General features: G+C 44.3%; 13 protein-coding genes and 2 pseudogenes. 7 read left to right on the top strand and 8 right to left on the bottom strand.

The annotated features are described in order from the left end of the window. Positions 1-130 precede the first annotated feature (130 nt). Positions 131-331 (bottom strand): annotated as a pseudogene (locus tag K4039_RS10610) (acyl carrier protein); the annotation flags it as partial. 77 nt (positions 332-408) lie between these two features. On the opposite strand from K4039_RS10610, the pseudogene K4039_RS10605 reads away from it, so the two are divergent. Continuing rightward, a pseudogene (locus K4039_RS10605) lies at positions 409-1675 on the top strand (IS701 family transposase). Between the two features lie 7 nt (positions 1676-1682). Here the strand turns inward: K4039_RS10605 and K4039_RS10600 are convergent. Genes K4039_RS10600 through K4039_RS10590 form a run of 3 tightly spaced genes read right to left on the bottom strand, consistent with a single transcriptional unit; the run spans position 1683 to position 2958 of the window. Beyond that, the gene (locus tag K4039_RS10600) at positions 1683-2219 is read right to left on the bottom strand and encodes a transposase (protein WP_265235138.1); all 537 of its coding nucleotides are present in this window, start codon (positions 2217-2219) and stop codon (positions 1683-1685) included. Then, positions 2209-2574, bottom strand: coding sequence for a hypothetical protein (locus K4039_RS10595; protein WP_265235137.1), 366 nt, complete (start codon positions 2572-2574; stop codon positions 2209-2211). Before K4039_RS10595 ends, K4039_RS10600 begins: the two co-directional genes overlap by 11 nt. 3 nt (positions 2575-2577) lie before the next feature. Then, entirely contained in the window at positions 2578-2958 is a 381-nt protein-coding gene (locus K4039_RS10590; protein ID WP_265235136.1) for a DUF6444 domain-containing protein, read from the bottom strand. Between the two features lie 1129 nt (positions 2959-4087). Here K4039_RS10590 and K4039_RS10585 point away from each other — a divergent pair. Together K4039_RS10585 and K4039_RS10580 are read left to right on the top strand one after the other, a co-directional pair. Next, complete coding sequence (locus tag K4039_RS10585) at positions 4088-9544, top strand: ATP-binding sensor histidine kinase (RefSeq protein ID WP_265235135.1); 5457 nt, start codon at positions 4088-4090, stop codon at positions 9542-9544. Between the two features lie 205 nt (positions 9545-9749). Beyond that, positions 9750-10169: a hypothetical protein gene (locus K4039_RS10580; protein WP_265235134.1), complete on the top strand. Its 420-nt coding sequence runs from the start codon at positions 9750-9752 to the stop codon at positions 10167-10169. 110 nt (positions 10170-10279) lie between these two features. Here the strand turns inward: K4039_RS10580 and K4039_RS10575 are convergent, their stop codons facing one another. Continuing rightward, positions 10280-10702 (bottom strand): thiol-disulfide oxidoreductase DCC family protein, encoded by a 423-nt coding sequence (locus tag K4039_RS10575; protein ID WP_265235142.1) that lies wholly within the window; start codon positions 10700-10702, stop codon positions 10280-10282. A 250-nt stretch (positions 10703-10952) separates the two neighbouring features. Continuing rightward, a complete protein-coding gene (locus K4039_RS10570; RefSeq protein ID WP_265235133.1) occupies positions 10953-14024 on the bottom strand; it encodes a PAS domain S-box protein in 3072 nt (1023 codons plus the stop codon). 404 nt (positions 14025-14428) lie between these two features. Between K4039_RS10570 and K4039_RS10565 the strand changes: the two genes are divergently transcribed. The 4 genes from K4039_RS10565 to K4039_RS10550 all read left to right on the top strand — a co-directional run bounded on the left by K4039_RS10565 (position 14429) and on the right by K4039_RS10550 (position 19419). Continuing rightward, positions 14429-15622 carry an NAD(P)/FAD-dependent oxidoreductase gene (locus K4039_RS10565; protein WP_265235132.1) on the top strand — a complete coding sequence of 398 codons (1194 nt, stop codon included), beginning with the start codon at positions 14429-14431 and terminating at the stop codon, positions 15620-15622. A 225-nt stretch (positions 15623-15847) separates the two neighbouring features. Next, positions 15848-17770: a S9 family peptidase gene (locus K4039_RS10560; protein ID WP_265235131.1), complete on the top strand. Its 1923-nt coding sequence runs from the start codon at positions 15848-15850 to the stop codon at positions 17768-17770. A gap of 70 nt (positions 17771-17840) precedes the next feature. Next, complete coding sequence (locus K4039_RS10555) at positions 17841-18560, top strand: HAD-IA family hydrolase (RefSeq protein WP_265235130.1); 720 nt, start codon at positions 17841-17843, stop codon at positions 18558-18560. Between the two features lie 82 nt (positions 18561-18642). Next, a complete protein-coding gene (locus tag K4039_RS10550; RefSeq protein ID WP_265235129.1) occupies positions 18643-19419 on the top strand; it encodes an ABC transporter permease in 777 nt (258 codons plus the stop codon). 112 nt (positions 19420-19531) lie between these two features. Here the strand turns inward: K4039_RS10550 and K4039_RS10545 are convergent, their stop codons facing one another. Continuing rightward, positions 19532-20992, bottom strand: a complete 1461-nt coding sequence (locus K4039_RS10545; RefSeq protein WP_265235128.1) for a serine/threonine-protein kinase — start codon at positions 20990-20992, stop codon at positions 19532-19534. A 132-nt stretch (positions 20993-21124) separates the two neighbouring features. Beyond that, the gene (locus tag K4039_RS10540) at positions 21125-22129 is read right to left on the bottom strand and encodes a LysR family transcriptional regulator (RefSeq protein ID WP_265235127.1); all 1005 of its coding nucleotides are present in this window, start codon (positions 22127-22129) and stop codon (positions 21125-21127) included. Positions 22130-22269 lie beyond the last annotated feature (140 nt).

The raw sequence follows: 22269 nt of genomic DNA, 5'->3' as shown, positions 1-22269 counted from the left end.
ATCATGGGCGACATAAGAAGAACCAAGTAGGTATAATATTTGACATCCATACCGAAACATGAACCTATTCATATTCACTCATTTATTTATTATACATCGCTGAGGTTATTAAATTTTCATTCCTAAGGCCTTAAAATTCCACATCTTCTCGCTCATTTTCGTCGGTTCTGGGAGTATCCAAACCTTTCGCAGCCCAGCGCACTGTTTCAATGTATTTTGCTAGACTCGCCACAGTCGGAGCCTCAAACAAATTGCTGACAGGTAACTCGACTTGCAAAGCGTCTCGGATGCGAGAAATTAACTGAGTTGCTAGCAGGGAATGCCCGCCTAGCGGGACTTAAACAAAAAATACGGCGAAAATACGTTATAATGCTTGCATAGCAAGCATATAACGTTAAAAAATGACCAATGAAAGAGACAACCCCAGCCGCGATGCCCCCCTGCTTCGATAGATGGTGTCAAAGATTTGACGATATTTTTGGTCATCTTGCCCAAAAACGAGAGTTTAGGAACTATTTAGGGGGATTATTGGGAGAAAGTGAGCGAAAAAACTTGTCGCAGATGGCAGCAAACGCCGTCGGAGTAACTTACCACAAATTACATCATTTTTTAACAGCAGCGCCTTGGTCATTCAATGAGGTCAATCAACGTCGCCTAGACGTAATGAATCAGTGTAACCAAACCAAGATTAGTCGAGGATTTAGCCTGATAATAGATGATTCAGGTCACCGAAAAAGTGGTAACTTTACCTCTATGTGTAGGAAGACAATACATCGGACAAATCGGAAAAACTGATAATGGGGTAGTAGTAGTTACAAGTCATCTATATGATGGTAAGAAGAGCCTGCCATTAGATATTGAATTATATAAAAAAGCCGACTCATTACCAGAAGGAAAAGATGACCCAGAATTCAAAAAAAAGCCAGAAATAGCCATAAATTTAATCGACAAAACCTTAGCGAGAGGCTATAAACCAGGAATAGTCTTGATGGATGCAGGGTATGGTAATAACACCAGTTTTTTACAAGAATTAGAAAACCGAAAATTAAAATACATCGGAGGAATCGCCAAAAATCGCAAAGTAATAATTCAAAAAACCGAAAATGAAACAGAGGAAATTCGAGCAGATAACTTAACAAAAGCCTTACCTGTAGAGGCTTTCACAAAAATTCAACTCAATCTCGAACGACCGAGAACAGTATGGGTAGCAATTAAAGAAGTCGAATTATCAAAATGCACGGGTAAGAAAGTAATAGCCATCGTCATGAATGCAGATACTTTCGATACCGCCACTGAAATAGATTATTTGATGAGTAATGTTGACTTATCAACAGCGACAGAGGAGTGGATAGTAAAAACTTATTCACAAAGAAATTGGGTTGAAGTTTTCTATCGGGAAGCCAAGGGCTGGTTGGGGTTAAATGAATATCAAATCAGAGATGAAACTAGCCTTAAAAGACATTTTATTATGGTGTTTTGTGCCTACACTTTCATTCTCTGGCATACCTTAACAGGAGGATTAAGGCGTAGATGGGCAAACAAATCTTTAAACACTTTTAATGATGCACTCGAAGCATTTCGGACAGCCATATCTTTTAGGTTTGTGAAATGGTTGAACCAAAATTGGGACGTATTCTCCGCTTATAAAGCCAGTTTAGGCTTTGTTTGGGCTTAAAATTTGTTTAAGTCCCGTTAGTTACAGCTAGCCGTAGGGAACGTTCTGCTAAATTATTATCTGGAGGAACCGAGGGGTCATTCAGAAAATACCACCATTGTTCTGCCTTATCCCGTAAGGATTTGAGTAACAAACCTGCGGCATGACCAACTTGGTTCAACCAAGTCGCCAAAGCAAGATTCAATCGTATTTTGAAATCATTTGTCCAGGAGTCGTAGGTGAGTTGATCTTTCGTCTTTCGCCAGGACTCATGGGCCTTAAAAGCTTCATCTATTAATGAAAAAAATACTTGGGCGACTGCTGCATTATTATTGTTCCCAGGAAGTTCCAGCACTTTCTTGAAATGCCGTCGTAAATGAGCCAGACACTTCTGTTGGGCTGTGGTTTGGTAACCATTATAGACACTGAAATCGTCTGAGCTTAAGACTCCAGCAAATTCTGTATCCAGCATGGTTTCTAGTTCTACACGCCCCCTGGTATCTGCGGCATGGAATAAACAGAATCCCTCTCCACTAGCTGTCCATAGCCATTCTTTAACTCCCATTACACACTCTTAGGGTTTCATCTACATGAACATTTGATTGAAGAGGTGCCCATTTCCACAGTGCATTGATAGCTGGCTCTACTGCTGCTGCTACTCGTTGATTGGTTTTTTGGAGTGTTCCCACTCCCACTTCTATTGTGCCGAGTTCCCACAACAATTCAGTCAGCTTGGCGTAGGAAAGATGTCCATAATTCCCTAACCAGACGCCGGGTGCTTGGAGATTAACGCTCAAGTCTTGCCCTGGAACTATTCCCAAGGGTGGTTCTCCTCGAATTACTGCACCACATTCGAGGCATTTACACGATTGCGTCTGATATTCAACGACTTCAATTGGTTTCGCTACTAGACTTGCCACTTGCTATCTGTGGATGTTAATTACTCCACCTAATTCTTTACTACCACAATTGAGACAGATGTCGGGTGAGCTAATCTCTGTTCTGTCTACTCGTCCAAACCCTTTGCGAGTTTTTCCCTGATCACCTGGTTGTCCACCTGGTTTCTTTTTTTTGTCTGCTTCTGGTTTGACTGTTGGTTTCTCTGATTTCCCGATCAGATCCGTTGATGGGGGCTTTGATGAAGTCTGACTGGTGGTTCGACTTTTGCCCGTAGCAATGGCTAGTTTTTCTTGCAATTCTTCAAAAATTTTTTGCAGCCCCAGTACCATTTCCACCAGTTCAGCTTGGCTCAACTGCTCGATGAAGGTTTTTTTCTGCTCTTTGGTGGCTGCGGGCTTTTTCATTCGTTTATTTTACCAGCTTTTGCCACTTAAGTTTTTTTTGACCTGAATCCTTACATATATTGTTACGTGCTTTGTCGGATTGGACTTGTTCTGTCACTAATGACGGGATTGCTATCGTTACATCTCCAGCATTGCACAGCTATGCAGAGAAATGTTCAGCGTAAATAAATCAGAAATACACAAATACCTTGAAAGCTACAAGTCTGAATCATAGATAGATAGCTTCTCAGCAGTTTGTTTAAACCGAGACATTAACCGGGAACCACTAGATACCTGATGTTTCCTCACGGCGTTATCTCCGTGAACATTGCGCTAAATTGCGATCGGGGGGAATCTTCATGTCACAAAATTACTACCATTGATATCCTGTCTCACGCAACGACCGCAATAAAAGTCCCGCAGCATAACCAACATAGCTCAGCCAAGTATTTAACAATTCTGCCAGTCTGACTTTAAAGTTCCTCACCCAACTATGATAATCGAATTCTTCAGCCTGTTCACGCCATTTTCGATGTTGTCGAAATGCCTGATCAATCAATTCCAAGAACGCAGAGGCAACCGAGAGCATCCCAGTTTTGCTTTTATAGTGCGAACTCTCTAAACGAGCGCCTAAGATACTGCCTGTGTTTTTTTATGTGCGCCTGTGATCAGTAATGGGAGCCGATCTACACAACAGGTCAAGCGTCTAATGGGTGGGCTAACTGCACCAATTTCTGATGTCCGATAGCAACACTTTGTACTGTCACCTGTACCTTAAGGGGAAAACTTTAATAGTTTCTTTATTTTTACTCGCGTGACAATTCAATTACAACCCTGTCTGCGGTTTGGGGCTTGATATCTTGTCTTTTTCAAAATACCAGAGGCGGGTTTCGCTAACAATCTGTACTTCATATCCACAATATCTATCAACCCGCCCCACCAGGCGACAAAATTTTATAACCAGCAATTCAACGGACATATCGAATGTTTGTTGACAATAACCAACACCGTGTTTTCACTTAGTGTATGTATCCTGTGATTTGTGACCGCAAAATACACTATGGCGATCGCACAACTCAAAATAAGGTAGTATTAGTTTAATGAGAATTAGATGCTTTAATTTTTAAGTAAAATCAAGTTGAGTTAAATTATGTTAACCTTACCACAATATCAAGTCAATTTTACTCTGCACGAAGGCGTCGAAACAATCATCTATCGCGCACAAACACCGACAGACGGACACCCAACAATCCTCAAAGTCCTCAAAGCAGAATATCCCACACTCGAAGCTATTACCAGGCTCAAGCACGAATATCAAATCCGCCAAAATTTAGACAGCCAACAAATCGTCAAAGCCCTCAGCCTCGAAACCTTTGACCACCGATTAGGAATGGTTTTAGAAGACTTTGGCGGCGAATCCCTCGCCAAACTGCTGGAAAGACAGACATTGAGTCTGCAAGCAAATTTAAACATCGCCATCTCAATAGTCAAAGCATTACAATACCTGCATTTTCAGCACATCATCCACAAAGACATCAAGCCCAGCAACATCATAATTAATTCCCAAACAAAAGAAGTAAAACTCACCGACTTCGGCATTGCCACAAAACTCAACAAAGAAAACCCGCAATTCAACAATCCCAACTCAGTCGAAGGCACATTAGCCTATATGTCACCCGAACAAACCGGGAGAATGAACCGCACCCTCGACTACCGCACCGACTTTTATTCCCTCGGCATCACCTTGTATGAAATGCTGACCGGAAAATTGCCTTTCCCCAGCAACGACCCCTTAGAAATAGTTTACAGCCACATCGCAATTCAAGCAATTTTGCCGCATCAAATCAATTCAAAAATTCCCGTAGCCATCTCAGAGATTGTGATGAAATTGATGGCAAAAAATGCCGAAGACAGATATCAAAGTGCGGCCGGATTATTAGCCGACTTAGAAACTTCTTTGCATCAGCTAGAAAGCACAGGCAAAATAGCAGACTTCTTTCCGGGCCGCTTAGACATTCTCAGCCAACTGTTAATTCCCCAAAAATTGTACGGTAGAGAACAACCAGTCAACGAACTATTAGCAGCATTTGAACGTGTTGGGGCGGGTTTGACCAACAATTTGTTAGAAAAACTAACAACTTCAGAACAAAACCCGCCCTTATCAGGAACTAGCGAACTAATGCTAGTTTCTGGTTACTCAGGCATCGGCAAATCAGCCGTAGTCAACGAAGTTAGCAAACCCATTACCAGGTCAAAAGGTTACTTCATCAGCGGCAAATTCGACCAATTCAAACGTAACATTCCCTATGCCTCATTAATCCAAGCATTTAACTCGCTGCTGCGCCAGTTGCTAACAGAAGGCGCAGCTTCTTTAGAAACATGGCGCACGAAAATATTAACAGCATTGGGAAGAGATGGGCAAGTAATTGCCGACGTAATTCCTGAAGTTGAATTAATTATTGGCAAACAGCCAGAAGTGCCGGAAGTCGGCCCGACAGAAGCACAAAATCGCTTCAATCGGCTGTTCAAAGAATTTCTGCGGATTTTTGCGCAAAAAGAACACCCGTTAGTTATATTTTTAGACGATTTGCAGTGGGCTGATTCAGCAACTTTGAAATTAATGCAACTGCTGATTACTGACCCAGAACAGCAGTATCTCTTGGTAATTGGTGCTTATCGAGATAATGAAGTTAGTCCGACTCACCCATTAATTCAGACTGTAGAAGACATTGAAAAAACTGGTACAATTGTCAAAAATATTGTATTGCAACCGCTGGATTTAGCAGATGTGACTGAGTTAGTCGCTGATACACTTAATGATTGCACAGAAAAAGTCACGAATCTAGCGGAGTTAATCTGGAATAAAACGGGCGGTAATCCTTTTTTCTTGACGCAATTACTCCAAGCACTTTATCAAGACAATCTTTTAAAATTTGACTTTGCTGCCATTACTACTGATGGAAGTAAAGGCGCGTGGGATTGGAGTATTGATGAAATTCAAGCGATTGGCATTACCGATAAAAGTGTAGTAGAACTCGTAGCTTCTCGGATTGAAAAATTGCCAGAATCGACGCAAGAAATATTAAAATTAGCAGCTTGCGTGGGTGATAAATTTGCTCTCGATGTGCTGTCAATTGTCAGCGAACAGTCGGCGAGTGTTACAGCTACCGAACTTTATTCAGCTTTGCAATCCGGGTTAATTTTGCCCTTGAGCGATGCTTATCGCATTCCTTTGTTATTTACGCCAGGAGAGGCGGTTAATCTGAGTTTTGACACGTCGCGGGTGGGATTTCGATTTTTGCACGATCGCGTTCAGCAAGCCGCCTATTCGCTAATTCCCGAAGCTCAGAAGCAATCCACTCATTTAAAAATCGGTCAACTACTGTTACAGAACACTCCAGATGAACAGCTAGAAGAAAACATCTTTGATATCGTCAATCAATTGAATGTCGGAATTGACACGATTAGTCAGCCAGTCGAAAAAAATGATTTAGCCAGATTAAATTTAACGGCTGGACGCAAGGCAAAAGCTGCTGCTGCTTATGAATCTGCTGTTAGGTATTTGCGGGTGGCTATGGAATTATTGCCAGCGGATTGTTGGCAAAGTCAGTATGACTTAACATTAGCAATTTACGAGTCAACAGCAGAAGCTGAATACTTAAACATCAACTATGAAGATTCAAAAGAACTGGTCGATATCGTACTGCAAAAAGCTAACAATTTACTGGAAAAAATGAATGTTTATGAACTTCAAATCCAGTCTTACAATGCTCAAATTAGACTTGTAGAAGCACTAAATACAGGACTGGAAGTGCTGGAACTGTTAGGCATTTCTTTTCCTCAAAACCCCACCGCGCTAAATATTGTGGCGGGACTGGTACAGACAAAACTGAGCTTGGGATTGAAACGAATTGAGGATTTAGCTAACTTGCCAGAAATGACAGATCCCAATCAACAAGCAGCCATGCGGATTTTATCAGGGATTATCAGCACTGCTGTTCAGGGAAAACCCCGCCTGGTACCACTGCTGGCATTTAGGATGGTCAAGCTGTGCATTAAATATGGCAATTCGCCTTATGCAAGTATTGCCTACCTTTATTATGGCGTAGTTATGTGCCGGCTAGGGGACATTAGTTTGGCATACCAATGCGGTCAACTGGCCATTAGGATGTTAGACAAATCTCCATCCCGTTCAATGAAAAGTAGAGTTTATACACTCTTGGGTTGTTTTATTCTACACTGGAAAACCGAGCTTTACTCAGGATTAAGCGTTCTCAAGGAAGGTTTTCAAACTGGGATGGAAACTGGAGAATTGGAATATGCGAGTTATTGTATAGGTCAATATTGCTTCAAAAAAATGTCGATAGGAGAGCCTCTAGATTTGGTGGATCAGGAGACTGGTAAATATATGAAACTAATGCAGCAATCTCAACTAGAAATGGCTGTACAGTATCTAAGTATAGGCAGGCAGACAACCCTCAATTTGCTCGGTCAAGCTGTCGAACCCTGCCATTTAGTCGGTGATAAATTTAATGAAGTTAAAACGCTCCCCGTTTTAATAGAATCTAAAAACTTTTTTTTAGTGAGTTTGGTTTATCATGCCAAAACTCAGCTTAATTTTATCTTCAGAAACTACGCGGAATCCTTAGAAAATTCAAGGTTGTTTGAGAAATATGAAGAAGCTGTAGCCGGATTTTATGTAGTTTCCCTGAATAATTTTTACTCTTCTATAAGTCTTCTCGCTTTGTATCCCCAAGCAGAGAAAGGGGAGCAAAAGCAATATCTGAAAAAAGTGCTGCGAAACCAAAAGCAAATGAAAAAATGGGCAGTTGATGCTTCGATGAATTATCAACACAAATACGACTTGGTAGCAGCGGAAACAGCGCGAGTGTTGGGGAAAAATACCGAAGCAATGGGATTGTACGATCGCGCAATTGATGGAGCAGCCAAAAACGGTTACATTCAAGAGGAAGCATTAGCCTATGAATTAGCCGGAGAATTTTATCAAACTTTGGGTAAAGAGATAGTTTCTCAAGCATATCTGACTAAAGCCTATTATGGATATATCCATTGGGGAGCCATAGCTAAAGTTAAACATTTAGAATCAACACATCTTTTCTTAGCAGCACAGACGCGCACAATTCAAACCCCAACTTTCAATGTCACGCGCACTGCCACGGGAAATACTACCAGTAGTAGTTTAGGCGATTTATTAGACTTAGCTACTTTTATTAAGTCGGCGCAAGCCATTAACGGTGAAATTGTTCTCGAAAAATTGTTGACCAAATTAATCAAAATTATTTTAGAAAATGCGGCGGCTCAAAAAGTAGTGCCGCTCCTGCTGAAAAACGATATCCTCTGCATAGAAGCTACTGGCAATTTTGCGGAGGATCAAGTGACACTTTTACCGTCTATTCCCGTAGAAAATCGTCAAGATGTTCCCGTGTCTGTGATTAATTACGTACACCGCAGTCAAAAGCATCTGGTTTTAGACAATGCGACTGTCGCCGAACCTTTTAAGGTAGATACCTACATTCAGAAATATCAACCCAAATCAATTCTCTGTTTGCCGATTATTTATCAATCTCAGCGACGCGGCATTATTTATCTAGAAAATGCTTTGACGGTAGGAGCTTTTACAGCAGAGAGAGTAGAAGTATTCAAAGTGTTAATTTCTCAAGTTGCTATTGCCGTAGAAAATGCTGGTTTATATGCGCGGGAGCAAGAAAAATCTCAACAGTTAGAAAAATCTTTCCATGAATTGCAACAGGCGCAACTGCAACTGATTCAAAGCGAAAAAATGTCGGCTTTGGGTAACTTGATTGCAGGGGTGGCTCACGAAATTAACAATCCGCTGGGTTTTATTGCGGGGAATATTGATGCTGCGGCTGAGGCTAGCTTAGATTTGATTGATTATTTGCATCTTTATCAAGAAAAGTTTCCTAATCCGGGTGATGAGTTGGAGGATAAAGCATCGGAGATTGATTTAGAATATTTGATGGAAGATTTGCCGAAAATGCTGTTGTCGATGAAGTCTGGGACTGAGCGTATTCGCAATATTAGCACGTCTCTCCGTACTTTTTCCCGTTCTGATACTGCGAATAAGGTGTCAGCAAATATTCATGAGGGTATCGACAGCACTTTGCTGATTTTGCAGTATCGCCTGAAGGCTAAGGATACTCGCCCCGCGATTAAAATTATCAAAGAATACGGAAATATTCCGCCTGTTAAGTGTTATTTTGGGCAACTGAATCAGGTGTTTATGAATTTGCTCAGCAATGCGATCGACTGTTTTGACGAATCCAATCAGGGCCGCACTTACGCTGAAATTCAAGCTTTACCGAATACGATCGCCATTATCACCCATGTCTCGCAGGATAACAACAGCGTGGTGATTACCATCAAAGATAACGGCGCAGGGATGTCGCCCCAGGTGCAGGCGAAAATATTTGACCATTTGTTTACGACGAAGGGAGTCGGAAAGGGTACGGGTTTGGGGCTTTCTATCAGTCGGCAAATTGTGGAGGAAACTCACGGCGGTAAGCTGAGTTGCGAGTCTGTGTTGGGTGCAGGTGCGGCATTTGCGATCGCACTTCCTTTGAATTAAGCAATCAAACACGGACTCGGCGGTTGAAACCGCGTCTACACGAACGAAGTCTGCCTCCGCAGACTAAGAGTGATTAACACATATTTTAAAATTTGTCAATGTCTAATTATCTCTTAAAAAGTCCGCTGTTCACAGTTTATATTCGGCAATATACAGTTACATTATTAGCTAAATGTAATAAATGTATTTGATAGGAGTATTTCGAGTGAACGCTGCCGAACAAGCCAGAAATATAGAAGTTGCTAGCAAAATTGCTGCGGTTGTTAATTTATTCAAATCCCAATTCCCGGATGCGAAAGTTGATTTGAAACCTTGGATGAATGATCAGGATACTAGGGAACTTGTTGATCCAGATTCGATCGACATTGGCTTCCATTTTCCCGGTAGAAGTCGCTTGTTACAAAGCCGCAGCATCTTGATCCAAATCCGATTTTACCAAGATCCGGTCGAAGGATCTCGGCGGGCGATCGGGGTTGAGGCCGCTGGTTACGATCATACTGGTCAGCAGTGGCGCTTTTCTACGGTGGAAAATTGGGGTTTTGTGGGTGAAACTGAGCCCGCTGCGGAGTCGGCAGAAAAGCTCAAACACTTTTGCCGCGAGATATTTGGTTTGTTTAATGGCTGATATTAATTACGGTGTCGGTAAATAAGTCGGCGGTTGAAACCGCCTCTACACAAACGATGTCCGCCTCCGCGGACGAAGAAATAAAGGGGATATTTAGGCCGGATTTGATTTTAGTCTTGATTGTCGCAATTGTCGATCGACCTACAGCCCACTGCATAAACCGATTGGTAAGTTGTCGATCGCTTACCAAACAAAGTATAGCGGTTGTCGCGGACTTGTTCGTACACGCGATCGCCCATCCACTTCATCCCCGGCATCGCGCGGTAAGCAGCCACAAACACCTCGCCAGCAGGCAATATCCGCCCGATTTCTTCGGCGGCATCGCTACCTTGCCAGCGTTTTTCTGGATTGTCCGCATCTATCAAAATTATCCCCATTTCGCAGTCGTCAGAAGTTATCCCAAAGCGCTTTAATTGCTCTAAATCTTGCATGGAAATATACTCAAAATTCTTGCCTTGGTCTAAGTTTTCTAGTAACTGCACCAAGGTGACGCAGAGATTGCAATTGCCGTCGTAAATTACGTTGTAATTCATGGTTGTGGGAAGAATGAATGGGGCATGGGGCATTGGGCATTGGGCATTGGGAATGGGGAATGGGTAATTGGTAGTAAATAAGCTGTTCCACATTTAAACTGCATTATTTGTGGTCTATACCCCATGCTGTAAGGGGTTCAGGCAAGAAATTTAAATGACTAACAGCTTAACTACTGACTACTGACTACTAACTACTGACTACTAACTACTAACTACTAACTACTAACTACTGACTACTGACTACTGACTACTAACTACTGACTACAGGAATCTCGATCGCAAATTCCGTACCTTGACCCGGTGCGGAATTGCACTTCAGCCGCCCGCCGTGCTTTTCCACCACAATTTGATAGCTAATCGATAGCCCCAAACCAGTACCTTTCCCCGGTTCTTTCGTAGTAAAAAACGGATCGAATAGCCGTTGGTGAACATCTACAGGAATTCCAGGGCCGTTGTCAGCAATCCGAATCACAATATGAGAAGGACGGCGAATAGAATCATCAGAAACAGCAGAATCTGCCTGCATCAAAACATCCTGTTCATATTTTACCTCAGTACAAATCCGCAGCGTCGCCGAAGGACAAGAAGGAATAGGCGCCAGTTCCCCGTCGCCCCACTGTCCGGTTTCCATTGCCTCTTCCAAAGCATCAATTGCATTGCCAATAATATTCATAAATACCTGATTCAACTGTCCTGCATAACACTGTAGGCGCGGTAAATTGCCGAACTCTTTGAGCAGCGTAATTTTCGGATGTCCTGCCGTTTCTTTCAGCCTGTGCTGCAAAATCAACAAAGTGCTGTCAATCCCTTCGTGAATATCCACCTGTTTTTGTTCAGCTTCGTCCAAGCGCGAGAAATTCTTCAGCGACAGCACAATCTGGCGAATTCTTTCTGCTCCCATTTTCATCGATTTTAACAAGTTAGGCAAATCTTTGAGCATGAAATTTAAATCTATTTCATCTATTTCTTCTCGAATTGCCTGTGTTGGTTCTGGATATTCCTGCTGATAAAGTTGCAGCATTCTTAGCAAGTCTTGAAAGTAATCGTCCGCGTGCATGACGTTGCCGTAAATAAAGCTAACTGGGTTGTTTATTTCGTGAGCTACGCCAGCTACTAACTGCCCCAAACTTACCATTTTTTCATTTTGGACCATCATGCTTTGAGTTTTATGCACGTCCCGCAGGGCTTTCGCCAATTCTTGATTTTTAGTTCTCAATTGACTTTCGGAAAGCCGCACCGCTTCTTCTGCTTGTTTGCGATCGGTAATATCTTTGCGAATTGCTACATATTGATGGGGTTCTCCACTGCTATTTAAGAAAGGTACAATCGTAGTATCCAACCAGAATAATGTGCCGTCTTTAGCTTGATTTTTCATTTCTCCCCGCCAAACATTTCCCTGGCGGATGGTTGACCAAAGTTGCTTGAAAAAATTGGCTGGGTGATAGCCGGAATTGACAAGTTTGTGGGTTTTACCGATCAATTCCTCCCGCGAATATTTAAAGAGTTCAGAAAATTGGTCGTTGACATAGGTAATAACGCCGAATTCGTCGGTATTTGAGACAATTGCCGATTGATCTAAGGCAAATTTTTCAAATTCTAATTCTTGGAGGGTTTCGCGCAATTCTGCTTCGGCTTGTTTGCGATCGCTAATATCGGTAATCATCCGCAAAACCCCCGAAAATTCGCCCTCAGCGTCGAACATGGGTGTCGCTGAGACGATCGCCCACAAGTGAGAGCCATCAGAGCGAGTAAACTGAAAATCATGGCGTTCGCGGATGCCTTGTCGCCTCCGCTGCACATAGCTTTCAGCTATTTCCCGATCCTCGTCGCCGATAAACTCAAATAGCGATCGCCCCTGCATTTCCTCCACAGTATACCCCAGCATTTCGGCCATCCGAGAGTTAGCAAAAGTCGTGTTGCTGTCGGCGTCAAACATCCAAACGCCCTCCGAAGCAGTTTCGACAATGCAGCGGTAATAACTCTCGCTTTCCCTGACAGATTCAGTAGCTTGTTTGCGATCGGTAATATCAGTTTCTACCGCAATAAAACCTTCGAGTTCCCCAGTCTCTCGATAAATTGGGGCGATCGAAAGCGCCACCCAATAACCCTTTCCATCCTTCCTGTAATTGTAAATTTCCTGATTAAACGGCTCGCCGGCATCCAAAGCCGATCGCAATTGGGCAATAGTTAGCGGGTCTGTTTGAGGGCCTTGCAGCACATCACCCGGTTTTTTCCCCTGCATTTCGGCCAGCACGTAACCGCTAATTCGAGTAAATGCTTCATTCACCCATTCAATGCAGCCTTGAGCATCAGTAATAATCACACCATTTTGCGTTTTTTGAGCCACGATGGCTAGGCGCGACAATTCTGTTTCAGCTTTTTTGCTTTCGGTAATATCTTGAGCAATAGCCAGAATGTATTTAGGCGCGCCAGAAGCGTCAAACAAAGGAACTTTTTTAGTGTGCAAAATCCGCTTTCCCCGGTGCGGAAGTTCGATGATTTCTTCTGGCAAATCAACCTCTTTACCCGTGGTAAATACTTCTAAATCTTGTGCTTGCAAGTAATTCGCCTGATCTGCTTGCAACAAGTCAGCAGCATTATTTCCCAGCACTTCCTCGCTCGTATAGCCAAACAATTCTTCGCTAGCAGCATTCCAATAAATAAATCTTTGTTCCACGGCATCTTTAATAAAGACGCTAACCGGCAGATTTTGCAATACCGCATTCAGAAAATCTTGAGTGTTTCGCAGGTTTTCTTCAACTCGCTTCCGCTCAGTAATATCCAAAATTACTCCGTCGAGATAGACAATGGGAGACAGAGAATTTGCGATCGGCGAAATCGGCGAAACCACAGCAGACAATAATTCCTCAATTTCTCCTTGTCCCTCTTGTTTTCCTCTAGCCTCGTCTGTTTCGCAGCAGACAGCTTGGCCTTTTTCGTAAACCCAGCTAATTTTGCCGTCAGCCCTGACAATCCGGTATTCAAGGATGTACGGAGTTCTGGTTGTCACACTTGTTTGGACGGCATCATCCACATTTTTGCGGTCTTGAGGATGGATAATGCTGGCAAAAGAACGCACGCGATCGTTGATAAAATCCGAGGAGGGATAGCCAGATATTTCTTGAATAGCCTCGCTCAAAAACACCATAGTCCGCATCGATCCGGCGTCGCCCCTACAGTCGCAGGTACAGCGGTAGACAGCACCGGGAATATTAGCTACTAAATTTTTATATCGTTCTTCGCTGCTTAACAAAGATGAGCTGTCTTCGTTAGGGCGATCGCCGTTTTTAAATTTTTTTGAAGAATTAGAGGAAATTTGCATGATTTTGTCACTTGTGAGTGCAGGGGCAAGTGTTGGAGTAGATGACCGTATAAAAATTGAATTTAATTTGCGTAATTATTCGTTATCAACTAATATAGTACAAAATTACTTCTGCGAACATTCATAAAATTTTATTGTGGCTAATAAGCAGAGCTAATCAAGGATATTATGTAGAAGCCAGAAGGCAGTTCGGCAACGGATTTTATAACGGATTTTATAACGGATGCAAACGGATGGATGTTCAGGAAAGATTTTTGCGATTATCCCCATCTCCCCATCTCCCCATCTCCCCATCTCCCCATCTCCCTGTCTCCCCATTTCTCACTCTCGCACTCTCGCACTCTCCCACTCTCGTTACAATAAGATAAGTTGCCTGGCTATCGATCGCCCTCAAACAAAACACCATGACTCAACAACAACCCCGGATTTGCATTCTCGGCGGAGGCTTCGGCGGACTCCACACAGCCCTGCGCTTGAGTCAGTTACCCTTCTCCAAAACCGAAAAACCTGAAATTGTCCTAGTTGACCGTCGCGATCGCTTCCTGTTCGTTCCCCTGCTGTACGAGCTCCTGACTGGCGAGCTCCAAACCTGGGAAATCGCCCCGCCCTTTGCCGAACTTTTGCAAAACACAGGTGTGCGCTTTTGTCAAGGTACTGTTTCCGGCATCGACTTGGAGTCCAAGCGAGTGCAGCTACACGACGGGCCAGAAATTCCGTGCGATCGCCTCGTTTTAGCTTTAGGCGGCGAAACTCCCCTAGATATGGTCAAAGGAGCCGTTGAATACGCTTATTCCTTCCGCAGCCTCGATGACGCCTACCGCTTGGAAGAAAGACTGCGATTTTTAGAAGCTAGTGACACCGATAAAATTCGGGTGGCGATCGTCGGTGCAGGTTATTCGGGAGTAGAATTAGCTTGTAAATTAGCCGATCGACTCGGAGACAAAGGTCGCGTGCGGTTAGTAGAGCAAGGCGACACGATTTTGCGGACATCGCCGGAGTTTAACCGCGAAGCCGCCAACAAAGCATTAGAAAAACGCAAAGTCTGGATCGACTTAGAAACCACAGTAGAGGCGATCGAATCCGACACCATATCCCTACTCTACAAAGGACAACTAGATGTTCTCCCCGTAGACATAGTATTGTGGACAGTAGGAACCCAAGTTAGTCAACCAGTGCGATCGCTCCCCCTCAAACAAAACCACCGCGGTCAACTAATAGTTAACTCCCAGATGCAAATTATCGACCATCCAGACATATTTGCCTTGGGAGACTTAGCCGAATGTCACGACGCAACAGGTCAACAAGTCCCCGGAACAGCGCAAACAGCCATCCAGCAAGCCGACTACACCGCCTGGAACATTTGGGCATCACTCACAGGCCGCCCATTACTACCTTTCCGGTACCAGTCGCTAGGAGAAATGATCACATTAGGAATAGACGAAGCCACCCTCACAGGTTTAGGAATTCAACTCGATGGACAACTAGGACACATTGCTCGCCGCCTAGCCTATCTCTATCGGATGCCAACATTTGATCATCAATTAAAAGTTGGTTTCAACTGGATTAGCAAACCAATTCAGGAGTTGCTTAAAAAGTAATCAATGCTTCTTTAAATAGATCGGTAACAGGCAAGATGCCTGTTCCACAAAGATTTAGTTTTCTTGTGGGATGGGTAACAACAGGCAAGATGCCTGTTCCACAAAGATTTAGTTTTCTTGTGGGATGGGTGACAACAGGCAAGATGCCTGTTCCACAAAGATTTAGTTTTCTTGTGGAATGGGCAAGATGCCCATTCCAATAGAGAATCTTAATCACAATAAAAAATGCAAAATATAACAGTTCAAGATCCAAAAACCGAACTTCCAGTCCTAATCGAGCGGGAAATTCTTTTCGGCAACCCCGAAAAAACTCGCCCCAGCCTTTCACCAGATGGCAAGTATCTCGCCTACATTGCACCCGACGAAAACAACGTCTTGCAAGTGCGACTCCGTACCGTAGGTCAAGTAGATGACCGCCAACTAACAGCCGAGAAAAAACGCGGCATCCGCATCTTTTTCTGGACTTACAGCGGCGAAGATCTCATTTATCAGCAAGATATTGATGGTGATGAAAGCTGGCATTTCTTCTCAGTCAATATCCAGTCAAATCTCGTTCGCGACTTGACACCATTTCAAGGCATTCAAGCTCAGCCGATCGCCCTTGACCGCAACTTCCCCAATGAAATCTTAGTGGGAATGAACATCCGCGATCGGCGCAAACACGATGTTTACCGCATCAACCTGAAAAATGGCGCCGTTGAACTCGACACCAAAAACCCAGGTAACATCCTCAGTCGGACTTGGACTGCTGACGCCCAATTTCAAGTGCGGGCGGCCACAGCTACAACTCCCGATGGCGGCTCAGAATTGTTATGGAGGGAAACTGCGGACAAGTCTTGGGAAAGCCTGCGAAGCTGGGGCGCCGACGACGAAGGCGGTGCCTTCATGTTCTCCGAAAACGGCAAAATTCTTTACATCATTGGCAATCACGATGCTAACGCCGAACGTTTGATCGCATTCGACTTGGAAACCAAACAAGAAACGGAGATTATCTCTGACCCAGAATACGATCTTGGCGGTATTGTCGTACACCCCACCAAGCGAGAGATTCAGGCGGTTTCCTTCTACAAGGACAAGCAAGAGTGGCAGATTTTAGACCAAAGTATAGCAGAGGATTTTGAGGCGATCGGCAAATTCCGTCCCGGCGAATTCGACCTCACCAGCCGCAACCTCGCCGACACTACTTGGCTAGTCGCTTACATCACAGACGACGGCCCATATTACTACTATGTGTTCGATCGCACTTCCAAAACTTTCACCTTCTTGTTCAGCAACCAACCAAAACTCGAAAACCTGCCGCTGTCGTCAATGGAACCGATAGCTTACACAGCAAGAGATGGTTTAACCATTCACGGCTACCTGACAAAACCTGTCGGCGTCTCAACACCCGTACCAACAGTTTTGCTAGTACATGGCGGCCCCTGGGGACGCGATACCTGGGGTTACGATCGAGAAGCCCAATGGCTGGCAAACAGAGGTTACGCCGTCCTGCAAATCAATTTTCGCGGTTCCGCCGGCTACGGCAAAGCCTTTCTCAATGCCGGCAATCGCGAATGGGCAGCTAAAATGCACGACGACTTGCTAGATGGCGTAAATTGGCTGGTAGAAACAGGAATTGCCCAACAGGATAAAATTGCGATTATGGGCGGTTCATACGGCGGTTATGCTGCCTTAGTGGGATTGACTTTTAGTCCCGATGTTTTTGCTTGCGCCGTCGATATTGTCGGGCCAAGCAATTTGATTACGCTGCTGCAAACTATTCCCCCTTACTGGGAACCGAGAAAAGCAAGTCTGTATCACCGCGTCGGCAATTTGGAAATAGAACCAGAGTTTTTGAAATTGCGATCGCCTTTATTTTTTGTCGATCGCATCCAGAAACCTTTACTAATCGGCCAAGGCGCTAACGACCCGCGAGTGAAAGTAGCAGAAAGTGAGCAAATTGTCAATGCCATGAAGCAAGCCGGCAAACCTGTAGAATACGTGCTTTATACAGACGAAGGACACGGATTTGCGCGCCCAGAAAATCGCCTGCACTTTTATGCGATCGCCGAAGAATTCCTCGCCAAATATTTAGGCGGTCGATTTGAACCAGCCGATAATATTGCCAATCATTCCGGTGTGTTAAATCCCCCAACCACTAACAACTGACAACCAACTAACTAATGACTAATGACTAATGCCAACTGCCAACTGCCAACTGCCAACTCCCAACTGACTAATGACAAAACTTATCTTTTTAGATGCCGCCGGCACCTTATTTGACGTTCGCGGCAGCGTCGGCGAAGTCTACGCACAACTAGCCAAAAAAATCGGAGTAACAGTTAAAAGCGAAGACTTAAATGCAGCATTTTACCAAAGCTTCGTCTCAGCAAGTCCGATGACATTTCCAGGAATAGAAGCAGCAAAAATTCCCCAACTAGAATTTGATTGGTGGCTAGCAGTTTCCGCTAAAGCATTCCAAATAGCAGGCGTTTTCCACCAATTTTCAGACTATCCAAAATTCTTTGCCGAACTCTACGCTCATTTTGCCACCGCCGAACCTTGGTTCGTCTATCCAGACGTATTACCAGCATTAGATAAATGGCAACAACAGGGAATCGAATTAGCAGTAGTCTCGAATTTCGATTCGCGACTCTATCCAGTATTGAAAGCCCTCGACTTAGCCAAATATTTCACATCAGTCACAATTTCCACCGAAGTTGGCGCAGCAAAACCCCAGCCGGAAATTTTTACAGCAGCGTTGCAAAAGCACAACTGCACAGCCGAAAATGTCTGGCATATCGGCGACAGTTTCAAAGCAGATTATTGCGGTGCAAAAGCCGCAGGCTTACAAGCAATTTGGTTGAACCGACAACAGGAAAAAGTTGCAGAAAGCAAATTGCCTTTAACTGAAACCAAATTAGAACAGTGCAGCAGTCTTGATTATTTGGCAATTTAACTTGATAATTATCTAGATATAATATTTAGTCCCGTTAATTAACAGGACTTGATATCAATTATGTAAATCACCTCGCCCAACCATGAAAAAAAACTCAATCCAAACTATACTAACAGACACAATGACCGTGTTTTGGGGAGAATGGCTAGATTTGCGAGTCCGAATCCTGCCAATTGCCGCCGCTGGTTTAACCTCTCCATTAATTTACATTCTAGCTTTTGGTTTCGGCTTGGGTAGTTCCATGCCTAAACCTGCAATTGGTGGCAATTATCTAGAATTCATGCTGCCGGGAATGGTGGCACTTTCATCGATGACAGTAAGTTTTACAGGCGCAGTATTTTCTATTTGTGGTGAACGCCTTTTTAGTAAAACATTTGAGGAATTGCTATTGCTGCCGGTACACCCTTTAGCTTTGCACGCAGGCAAAATGCTAGCCGGAATACTGCGGGGATTGCTAACCTCGGTTTCGGTGATTTTAGTAGCAGTTTTGTTTACTCAAAAGCTGGTATTTCTGCATCCGCTATTTTTGTTAGTGATTATTCTAAATTCCGCTGTATTTGCGGGCATGGGAGTGATAGTGGGTTTAAACGTAAAATCTCTCGAATCTGTCGGATTGTACAACAATTTTCTGATAACTCCGATGTCATTTTTGGGAGCGACTTTTTTTGACCCCGCATCTCTACCTGTAGCCATGAAAGGCATAGTTTATCTGTTACCACTGACTTATGCCAGTATTGGATTGAGAGCGGCTGCTTATGATATGGCAAAGTTTCCTTGGTATAGCATACCTGTTTTGTTGGCGGCTGCGATCGCCTTTTCTGCGATCGGTGCCCGCCAGTTTTCTACTCAGCAAGACTGAATAAAGAAGTCATTAGTCATTTGTCATCAGTCATTTGTCATTAACTCTCGTTCCCAGGCTGAGCCTGGGAATAAATACCCAGAAGCTCGGCCTCTAGAAACTCAGAAATGGCTTAAAAAATATTAGAAAGTAACTTATAAATCAAGCGAAAAATAGCTGTTGCTGCGATCGCCCCCAACGCCGCCAACCATCCCACAAACAACACGCTAGTTATAGGAGAACCCGGATAAAGTGGAAGTGCCTTCGCGCACAAAGCTGGGAAAAACCACAGCACAGCCAGAGTACCTGCGCTAATAATCAGCATCTCAGTTTGCTCGATCGCCCTGCGGTACTGGCCAAAAATCAGACCCCCCACAATCATCCCCAACAATCCGATGCTCACGCCTGGATTCGGCAGCAAACTCGTCAGGGCGATCGCCAGCAACCCCCCCTCAAAACCCGTAAACGCAGCCCCTCCCAAAACATCCAAAATCGAAAAAGCCCCTCTCGGCGGAGGTTGCAGATTTCCCGGAGGAGTCACAGGAACAGGCACGGGAGGCGGCAGAGGAGGTGGTAGCTGCACAGGAGGTAGGGGAGGCGGAGTCGGTACTACAGGCGGCTGTACGACCATCGTAGGCTGTTGAGAATTGTATTTCAGAGCCGCTTCCACCTCCGCAGCCGATTGATAGCGCTGGCTGGGAGCCGGCAATAACATTCGATCGAGAACTTCAGCCAAACGCGAACTTACCTGCACGCGAGAATGCCAATTCCACTCATTTTGATAACTATCAAACAACTCCGTCGGCTGCAAACCACTCAGCAAACTAATGCAAGTCACAGCCAAAGCATAAAAATCCGTTGCTGGATAAACTTCTTGTCCGCTCATCTGTTCTGGCGGAGCATAACCCAAAGAATAAATACCAGTCGAAGCCTTAGAAGTGCCCGCAGTTTGCGTCACCTGTTTGACAGCCCCAAAATCTAATAAATAAAGCCGACCATTTTTAGCCCGCATAATATTAGCAGGTTTAATATCCCGGTGAATCGAACCGCGAGAGTGCACAAAATCAAGAACCTTCAAAATTTCCCGCAGCACCTCCATCGTTTCATCCTCAGAAAACTTACCTTTAACAGCAAGTTCTTCCTCCAAATTTTCACCATCAATAAATTCTTGAACCAGATAGAAAAACTGATCGTTTTTCCCCCCTTGCAAACTCGTAACAGTCAGCTCGAAAAACGCCAGCAAACCCGGAATTTGCGAATGTTCATTTCCCAGTTCTTCTAGCACGGCCGCTTCCCGTTCAAACAAAGTTTGAGCAATTTTTAGCTGTGCCGGAGTCAGACTTATCGACGGCTGCAAAAGTTTAGCAACGCACTGCCGCATCCCCGGAGTATAGCGGTCTCTGGCCAAAAACGCCGCTCCAAAACCGCCTTGACCTAACAACCTCACGGGCAAATAGCGGCCGCTCAAAATCATGGGCATCCCGCAAGTCGTGCAAAACTTTTGCTGCACCGTTTTCAGCATCGAACTGTCATCGAGATCGGAAAAATAGTTTTGAGGGCGCGGGCAGCCCGGACGGGTGCAGTAAACTTCCATTTTGGTTTGCTAATTGGTAATTGGGAATTGGTAATTGTAATTGGGAAAAAAGCCAATTTTATCAGGGGTTGTCCAACCAGATTTTGATCTCTCAACTAACCGCTAACTCCTAACTGCCGGCGACTTAACAAATTAACTTCCCCCTGAGTTGGGAGTTGCTATTTCTATGAGACCCAAATCGATCGCCTGGGCTTCTTTCTTCTCCTGGGTAGTCGAATAAGTAGCAAACTGGGGCAGAATTTCATTGCTGAAAGCCTCAGCAGCTTTAGAACGGTAACGGTTGGGGTTGTAAATCAGCGACAAAATCCGAGTTACCAAAACTTCATCCATTTTAGATTTGTGTAAAACGCCCATCATCAACTCTTTTTCGATCGCCGAAACCGACACAAAAGCAGCACCCAGCCCCGACTGAACAGCATTTTTAATTGCTTCGATCGAATTTAGTTCCATCTCAATTTTCAGGCGGCGCGTGTCAATGCCACAGCGAGTCAACACCTGATCGATGACTTTGCGGATAGTAGACTGCGAATCCAGGCAAATAAACTGCAATTTATAAAGGTCTTCTTTTTGGATACTTTCTTGTTGTACCATCGGGTGAGATGGCGGGAGAATCAGAGCCAATTCGTCCTCAGCATAAGGAACAATTTCTAAAGCTTCTACAAGTTCGGTAGGGATTTCTCCGCCAACAATTGCCAAATCGATTTGCCCATTGGCCACACTCCACGCCGTGCGGCGGGTCGAGTGTACGTGAAGTTGTACCGCTACATCCGGGTACTTTTGCCGAAACATCCCAATCATCCGGGGTAGCAAATACGTCCCCGTTGTTTGAGATGCGCCGACAATCAAAGTACCGCCTTGGAGATTTTGCAAGTCTTCCAGAGCTCGACAAGTTTCTTGACAAAGCGATAAAATTTTCTCGCCGTAACTCAGCAGCAGGTGTCCAGCTTCGGTCAGTTGCGCCCTGCGCCCCCCCCGGTCAAACAGCGGTACGTTCAATTGTCTCTCTAAGTTTTGTACCTGCAAGCTAACTGCTGGCTGGGATACGTAGAGGCTGTCGGCGGCGCGTTTGAAGCTTCCTTCAGAGGCGATCGCCTTGAGAATGCGTAACTGGTCTAAAGTGAAAGGAAGGTCAGACATATATCTAAATTGTCAGTTGTCAGTTGTCAGTTGTCAGTTGACGGTTGACGGTTGACTGTAGGCAGCGAACAGCAAACAGCGAACAGTCAACAGCGAACAGTCAACAGCGAACAGCGAACAGCGAACAGTCAACAGTCAAC

The organism is Lyngbya sp. CCAP 1446/10 (genome assembly GCF_026130175.1).
Taxonomy (GTDB): domain Bacteria; phylum Cyanobacteriota; class Cyanobacteriia; order Cyanobacteriales; family Microcoleaceae; genus Microcoleus.
The sequence above is the reverse complement of the archived record's forward strand: the minus strand, read 5'-3'. Positions and strand labels throughout refer to the sequence as shown.

Excerpts from the sequence above, each read along its gene's own strand:
- K4039_RS10600 (WP_265235138.1), bottom strand. The coding sequence starts at position 2,219 with ATGGGAGTTAAAGAATGGCTATGGACAGCTAGTGGAGAGGGATTCTGT.
- K4039_RS10590 (WP_265235136.1), bottom strand. The coding sequence starts at position 2,958 with ATGAAAAAGCCCGCAGCCACCAAAGAGCAGAAAAAAACCTTCATCGAG.
- K4039_RS10585 (WP_265235135.1), top strand. The coding sequence starts at position 4,088 with ATGTTAACCTTACCACAATATCAAGTCAATTTTACTCTGCACGAAGGC.
- K4039_RS10575 (WP_265235142.1), bottom strand. The coding sequence starts at position 10,702 with ATGAATTACAACGTAATTTACGACGGCAATTGCAATCTCTGCGTCACC.
- K4039_RS10570 (WP_265235133.1), bottom strand. The coding sequence starts at position 14,024 with ATGCAAATTTCCTCTAATTCTTCAAAAAAATTTAAAAACGGCGATCGC.
- K4039_RS10565 (WP_265235132.1), top strand. The coding sequence starts at position 14,429 with ATGACTCAACAACAACCCCGGATTTGCATTCTCGGCGGAGGCTTCGGC.
- K4039_RS10560 (WP_265235131.1), top strand. The coding sequence starts at position 15,848 with ATGCAAAATATAACAGTTCAAGATCCAAAAACCGAACTTCCAGTCCTA.
- K4039_RS10555 (WP_265235130.1), top strand. The coding sequence starts at position 17,841 with ATGACAAAACTTATCTTTTTAGATGCCGCCGGCACCTTATTTGACGTT.
- K4039_RS10550 (WP_265235129.1), top strand. The coding sequence starts at position 18,643 with ATGAAAAAAAACTCAATCCAAACTATACTAACAGACACAATGACCGTG.
- K4039_RS10545 (WP_265235128.1), bottom strand. The coding sequence starts at position 20,992 with ATGGAAGTTTACTGCACCCGTCCGGGCTGCCCGCGCCCTCAAAACTAT.
- K4039_RS10540 (WP_265235127.1), bottom strand. The coding sequence starts at position 22,129 with ATGTCTGACCTTCCTTTCACTTTAGACCAGTTACGCATTCTCAAGGCG.